Raw genomic sequence first — 6,615 nt, 5'->3', positions numbered from 1 at the left:
TTGCGTTTTTCAGTAAGCCCTATTTAAGTGCATTTTAACGATGACGAGAATTGTGCAGGTTAACAGGAAGAAAATTGTCCAGAAAAACAAAAAGAGACCTCGGTAGATAATTTCCGGATCGGGAACAAGTATAAGCTTTCGGTGGTTTATTATCCTCTACAGGTATATTTTTCCCGAAGAGGTTTATTTTACATCCAACAGTGGAATGACGGGAGGATTAAAACAATTTTGGCTGCCATCTTTTCCGGCTTGATGGCTGCCAAAATCAGTTTCTTGATCATAATACTCTGGGTAGCGGCATGACTTTTCTGAACAGGTAACGGTAGAATTGTAGTTTCTTTATTTTAAAAATTGGGGTTGTTATAATATTCTTCTCTAAGAATACTCATAATATATTGGTCATAATATTTCCCATCTCTATAGATTTCTTGTCTTAATGTCCCTTCTTTCTTAAATCCGCACTTTTCATAACATCGCACCGCTCTTGGGTTAAATTCATAAACATTTAACTTTATTTTATTAATATTCATCTGTTCAAATATAAATCTGATCAATATTCTCATGGCATCGGTTCCATACCCTTTATTCCAATAATTTTTATCGCCAATAAATATACCAACCTCCACTACTCTATTTTTCCAATCAACCTTGTGTATTCCGCATCCACCGATATATTTTTTCTCTTCTAGAGTTTCAATGGCGAAACTATAGTGATCTTTGTTTGCTGATAACTCTTCATACCACTTGATTTCGTCTTCAAGGGTATATGGGTATGGAATACCAGGAACTAAAAATTTCTTTACTTCACTATCATTTATGAACTGCAATGCCAATGAAATATCTTCTTTTCGATATTCCCTCAACCTTACTTTCTCCCCAGTATACATTTTGGTTCCCTCCATTCGGAAAATATAATCTAATATTCCCGCTTAAAGTAGCGTTTTGACCATACTGGGCAGTGTGGGTAAATCACTATTTGCGGCACTATAAACACTCCTTTAAATTTTAAAGTAACATAGACAGTAAAAATCTTTCGCGCCTTATTTCTATGTACCTTTCGTGAAAAATAACAGTAATATAAAAAAAAATAAGGATTGGAATTATCACCGAGGAAATAGCAAAAGCAATTTTTTTAAATGTGGTATTTAATACTCTTTCACCTAAATCTTGCAAGCACCTCCACCTGTTTATTCAAGTGGTACGCTGCCCTCGCGCCTAAAAAGCTCCCAGAGATGTTTTATGGTATTATCCGCAATTTACCTCCCTTTAAAAATTCTTTTCAAAAGTAAGATAATAGATGGGTTTTTCTTTAAAATTGTCCAAGCCAACCTCTGCTTTTAGCAAACCGAAGGGCGTATCGCAGACGACTCCCACTCCTCCGTCAATCTCCCAGGGCAGATCAGAGTAACTGCGGTGAGCCGGGATAATTTTAGCATAATCAATAAAGGCCATACCCCACAGGTCAAATAGACCTATAAACGCATTACCAACGATTAATTTATGAAACTCGGTATAACCTGACAGATACCGATTTCCCGCCAAATTATACTCGTGTCCTCTTAAGGGGATCCCGCCTTTACCCCCTCCCTTAAACTGATAATTAAGAGGAGTCTCCTGTGAAGAGATCCCGGTGCACACCCTGCTAATCAGCTTATTGTTATTGAAGCCCGTCACTTTCGTCCAAGATATTTCCCCTTGTTGAAAATCGGGTTCTTCTTTTCTTAAGGATTTGCCGTATGTAAATCTAAGGTCTATATCCTCCTCTTTCTTCCGCTTTATTTCCGTTTCCACCGAAAGATACGTTTGCCCCTTATTTTCTTGATCAACCTGAAAATTGTTTTCCTGATAATTAAGGGCAATGGTCCATTTCCAGCCGGCGGCGGGAAGATAAGCCAACGCAAACCTGGTCTTGAACCCTTCCATATGATAATGGGTTTGATTAAAGGATTCGTCATTACAGATAAAATTCATATAATCCCAAGAATATACTTTTCCTTGCGTCCCCGCATAATCCAACCCTATTTTCCACCAGGGAGCCGTACCCCAATGAACTCCTGCGGAAATACTCAACCCGTTTCCCCACGGGTTGATGATCCGGTGGCTAAACTTTTGATCCAACAAATCAATCCCTTTAAAGATAACTGCCTTGGTTACCTCACCAATCAAAGAAATTTTCACCGGATGAACCATGAAAGGATGAACATCTTCAGTCGAGACAAGGACCCTGACGCTCTCCCCGCCAATCCTCTCCGCCCGTACTCTTACGTTTAGAGGATTGAAGACTGCCAACTGGCCCAGACGCTGCTCCGCCAATTCCTGTTGTTCCCGCGTCCACTTGTCCCCTACTTTAAAGGGCAATTGCTCCTTAACAATACCTTCCTTGGTGCGATCCAAACCGGCAATGACAATCTCTTCAATATAAAGACCGGTTTGCGCATCAACACTTTTGCTTTGAAAAAGCTTTTGAATTTCTGCTATCTTCTCCGCGACATCTTCGTAGATCTCCGGGGTCAGTCTGGGGTATAAATCGCGAACGGCATGAGTGTAAACGGCATTCTTAATACGCCATTTGATTTGAAACTTTTCCGGCCGGATTGCCTTCTCAGGTACAAGCATCAATATACCGCCGGCATATTCCTCCGGATCGATACCGGTACGGTTGTCAAAGGGGACATCAATATAGTACAAGTAATCTTTGATCCAGTTAAAATATTCCTCTTTATCGACCCCGGAATCGTTATAAACATCCAAACCCGCAGTTTGGCTCGCCAAAGCCTGTTGTAGTTCAACCGCATTAAGAGGAGTGCCGTCTAAAGTCGGAATAACTCCCCACTGGCCGTCGATCATAATCCACTTGCCGAGGTCATTAAGATAAGCTTCTGCCACCACATGACCGGCGCCAAATAATTCGCTCTCAACATATTTGGTTTTTAAACCGACGGTACGGGCGGGGATGCCCAGGGCGTTTAAAGCACCGGCGACCACAATGGCGTACTCAACGCAACGGAATCGTTTTCCCTCTTCAACTTCTTCGAGAATCGAAAGGGGATCGCTTCGTCGGGGCGTATTTATGCCATGATGTTCCCAGAGGCAGTTCACCCAGGCAACAATGGCCCTTGCTTTTTCATAATCATTTTCGCAGCCGGCGACTTTCCCTTCCAAACTGTATTTGTTGCGTAGTTCAGTTAAGTAAGGACTGCCGGGGCTGCTCCAGATAAACGGATAAGCAACGCCGGGCGCTTCTTCATCATACTTAACACCCTGCGCCAATGTCTGCTTTGCGTTGGAAAGGATCATCAGTAAACAGAGGGTCAAAGTTAAGAGCCAGTGGTTTTGCCTTTTTTTCACTTCATCTATCCCCCTATTCCAGTTCCGCTTCCTCATTTTTGCAGTTGAAAACTTTAGAACCACAACTTCCACACTTCTCATCGTACCAACTGATATTAAGTCCGCACCCGGAACAGCTCCACCTTGCTTTTTGTTCCTTTAACCAATTATCCAGCCCATCATTTTTTATAAAATCGAGGTTTTTTATGACGACCGATTGATGGCCTGAAAACCATGTGTTTTCGACAAGGATAGTCCGGACATTCAGTGCAACGAAAGCCCATACACCAATTACCTCCACCCGTGTAAAACATTGCCTATTCAGAATTGACTTAAACAATCAAGACTTTTTCTTTCTATTTCTTTCCAAGATAACATGGAAATATCTTTAAGACTCAAATCATTTTCCCAACATCTTATCAGTGAATCAAATGACTAATTTCGTGCGCAATCAAGGCACTTATCTGTTCATTGCCTTTTTTAAGAAGCTACTTCAGAATTTTTTGTTAAGTACTTAACATAGCTGGCCTGTTATAGGAAGTAGTGACTTATCTTATTCTAAACTTTCACCCAGAATAAAACTATGTAAAGTCTACCAGTTTATCATAACTTTTCTATGAATAAACTGGTTTTTCCTTTATTATCCTCCGTTTTCCTTAATTCACGGGTCGTAATCCTGTCGAGCACAAAATTCTAACCGAGTGCCTTGGATAGAAAGGAAGCAATATTCGCGATACTGTGCGTCAAGATGCTAGGAAATAAACTTCCATCCGCCCTTTTTTCATTCAACCAGAATTGTAAATAACCCACTATCCCCGCGGTCAGAATCAGCGTCAGGCCAAAGAAATACTCTTCATAAACAAGTATAAAAGGTAACCCGTGAGGCAAACCAAACAGGATGGCTTGGGTAATATTCCCTGTCAAATATCCAAACTTGCCGGCGATTCTTTTCCCAATGAGGCCACGGAAAAAGAGCTCTTCAGAAAGGGTGGTTTGGACGATAGCCTTAAGCAGGATAATAACGACAATGTCAATCCCCAGGCCCCGGCCACTTATGTCTTCATCATAGAAGATTTCGGTAAAGATATAGCCAAAGGATTGGAACAAAAGAAGAGGGCCAACCATGACCACAGCAGTGACTCATCGCCTTCCTCCTCTTTCTTTACCTTTTCTTTTTATGACATTGCTCCCCAGAGAACATGCCAGATTAGATCCGCCCAAAAATGGATCCCGACGGCCGCCAGAAATCCATATTTTCTAAAGTAATAAGCTGCAAAAAAGGAAAGAATCCCGTTTAAAAGGATAATCTCACCCATAAGCACAAGGGGAATTTGACTAAACTTATTTAGACCGAAAATCACCATCACCGAAGGGACATGCCCGAAAGCAAAGGCCAGGGCCGAAAAGAGAGTGACCAGCCAAAAAATCTGATTCGGCCATCTTTTTTTCAGGAGCACATGAGAAACCAGCCAGACTAAAAAGGAAATAAAGAATAAGCGGAAGATCACCTCTTCACCGATGCCGGCCACGGCAGAAGCGACCAAAGAAGCAGGAAACGGCGGATGAGGGAGGGGTCCCAGAGAATGAAACTGGCTCAAAAAGGTATCGGCCAAAATAAAAAAGAGCCCGACGGCGCTCCCGACAAGCGCCGGAAGGAAAAACCTCTGCCTATTATCCAGTCGCTCATCCCAAAGGTCGGCAAAGCCAAGCTTTTGCGCGAGTATTAAGCCCAGAAAGCCCAAGCCGCCATAGAGAATAAGCATAAAGGCGGCATTCGCCAGGGCGAGCACCGGTTTGGAAGCTGGAAGTTCCTGTTCCGGCATAAGCGGGGAGAAAGAACCCTGGGGCAAAAAGATACTGATCGCCGCCAGGATGGCAAGGGTTATAATAAGACCAATATAAATTTTGATTGAGCGTGACAACTTGCTCATGCTTTCTCTTCCTCCTTTTTCCTTTTTCCCTCCTTAATCCCTTCAAAGCTATACGTTTTTGTCACACGATGTGGCGGTCTTGCCGTTCGATGGCGTGTAACGTTTGCCGATTACCGACGGCCATGGACCTTAAGGCGCAGGACGTGCTTTAGTGCGACACCACTTAGACCAGAACGAGCCGGGCGCGACCGCACTTAGATCCATGGCTATGGGCGCGTACTCTGCACGATTTAACTTCATTGTTTTGTCATCATGACTCGCTATCCGAGCCCCGCCAGCGGTAATCGTGCTGTTAGACGAAGTTTACCGCTTACTCGCTCAAAATCACCTTTTCATTTGGATAATCAACAGTAAAGACAACTTTTGAAATGGTATCGGAGCCAAGGCAAAGCATTATTGGACCCGGATATCCTTCGTTAATTCCGGCAAAACTGACCTTTTTTGCATTTTTAATACGGAACTGAAAAGAACCGAGCCTTACATCTTTAATCTCATAGCCCCATGCATTTGCCGGTAAATTAAACTTGGTTATTAATTTTTCATCAACACACGTTCTGCTACAGCCTGTATCGAGCTGTATAAGCACTTTCTCTCCATTTACGACTCCTTCAATGACTGGCATTCCGGGTTGTGATGGATTTACAATCAAAGGGAAGGTTTCTTTTTTTATCCTATTTTCAGGAAAACTGTTTTTCGAAATCCCTATAAATTTGTTTTTGTAATCAATTGTAAATCTATGTTCTAACAATAAGGAAGGTGGCAGGAGACCATCAATATCATCCGCAAAAGTTTCATAGATCTTTTCCCCGGTAAATTCCCGGCCAAATACTTTAACTTTTTCACTTTCATAAACACCAAACCTTCCGAGAGAAAGCCCGGCAGTATCAACGAGTGTTATTTCATCGACTTTGGTTAATCCTAATTGTTTTGCGACCTCCGAAGAAACAGAGATCCCTACCATATTACCCGTATCGTACATCATCTTAATTTGATGTCCGTTTATTTCGGTATCAATGTAAGGAAAGCCATAGTTCCCTATTTCAATATCAAACACTTCATCTTCCTTAAACCCATACTTATTACACCATTCACTTCTCGACATCTCTTTACGACATCCAACCAGGGATGCGGTTAGCAGCAATATCCCAAATAAAATAAATATTTCCTTTTTCAAAACCATATACCCCCCAATGTATTAAAAGGTGTATAAACAGCCAGACGAATTTTTCTCATTGCGGTCCCGGAGGTTAAGTATTTTACAGAGCTTAATGCGCTCCTTTTTGAGCGATGCCAAAACCCAAGCCGAACTGCTCTTTCATATTCTATCTGACCGGAACGGATCAAGTCCAGATTAGTG

Annotated in this window: 5 protein-coding genes; all 5 read right to left on the bottom strand. The window is 42.1% G+C overall.

Features of this window, described 5'->3' with window-relative positions; all coding sequences use genetic code 11:
- Positions 1-344: 344 nt before the first annotated feature.
- The 5 genes from G5B42_RS05895 to G5B42_RS05875 all read right to left on the bottom strand — a co-directional run bounded on the left by G5B42_RS05895 (position 345) and on the right by G5B42_RS05875 (position 6,432).
- Positions 345-887, bottom strand: coding sequence for a GNAT family N-acetyltransferase (locus G5B42_RS05895; RefSeq protein ID WP_181339532.1), 543 nt, complete (start codon positions 885-887; stop codon positions 345-347).
- 379 nt (positions 888-1,266) lie between these two features.
- Positions 1,267-3,348, bottom strand: coding sequence for a transglutaminase domain-containing protein (locus G5B42_RS05890; RefSeq protein ID WP_181339531.1), 2,082 nt, complete (start codon positions 3,346-3,348; stop codon positions 1,267-1,269).
- Between the two features lie 672 nt (positions 3,349-4,020).
- Positions 4,021-4,452 carry a CPBP family intramembrane glutamic endopeptidase gene (locus G5B42_RS05885; protein ID WP_231133284.1) on the bottom strand — a complete coding sequence of 144 codons (432 nt, stop codon included), beginning with the start codon at positions 4,450-4,452 and terminating at the stop codon, positions 4,021-4,023.
- Between the two features lie 50 nt (positions 4,453-4,502).
- On the bottom strand, positions 4,503-5,258 hold the full coding sequence (locus tag G5B42_RS05880) for a CPBP family glutamic-type intramembrane protease (RefSeq protein ID WP_181339529.1): 756 nt from the start codon (positions 5,256-5,258) through the stop codon (positions 4,503-4,505).
- Between the two features lie 310 nt (positions 5,259-5,568).
- Positions 5,569-6,432: a pepsin/retropepsin-like aspartic protease family protein gene (locus tag G5B42_RS05875; RefSeq protein ID WP_181339528.1), complete on the bottom strand. Its 864-nt coding sequence runs from the start codon at positions 6,430-6,432 to the stop codon at positions 5,569-5,571.
- Between the last annotated feature and the right edge of the window lie 183 nt (positions 6,433-6,615).

This window comes from Capillibacterium thermochitinicola (genome assembly GCF_013664685.1).
Taxonomy (GTDB): Bacteria; Bacillota; UBA4882; order UBA10575; family UBA10575; genus Capillibacterium; species Capillibacterium thermochitinicola.
This window is presented reverse-complemented; position numbering and strand designations above follow the sequence as displayed.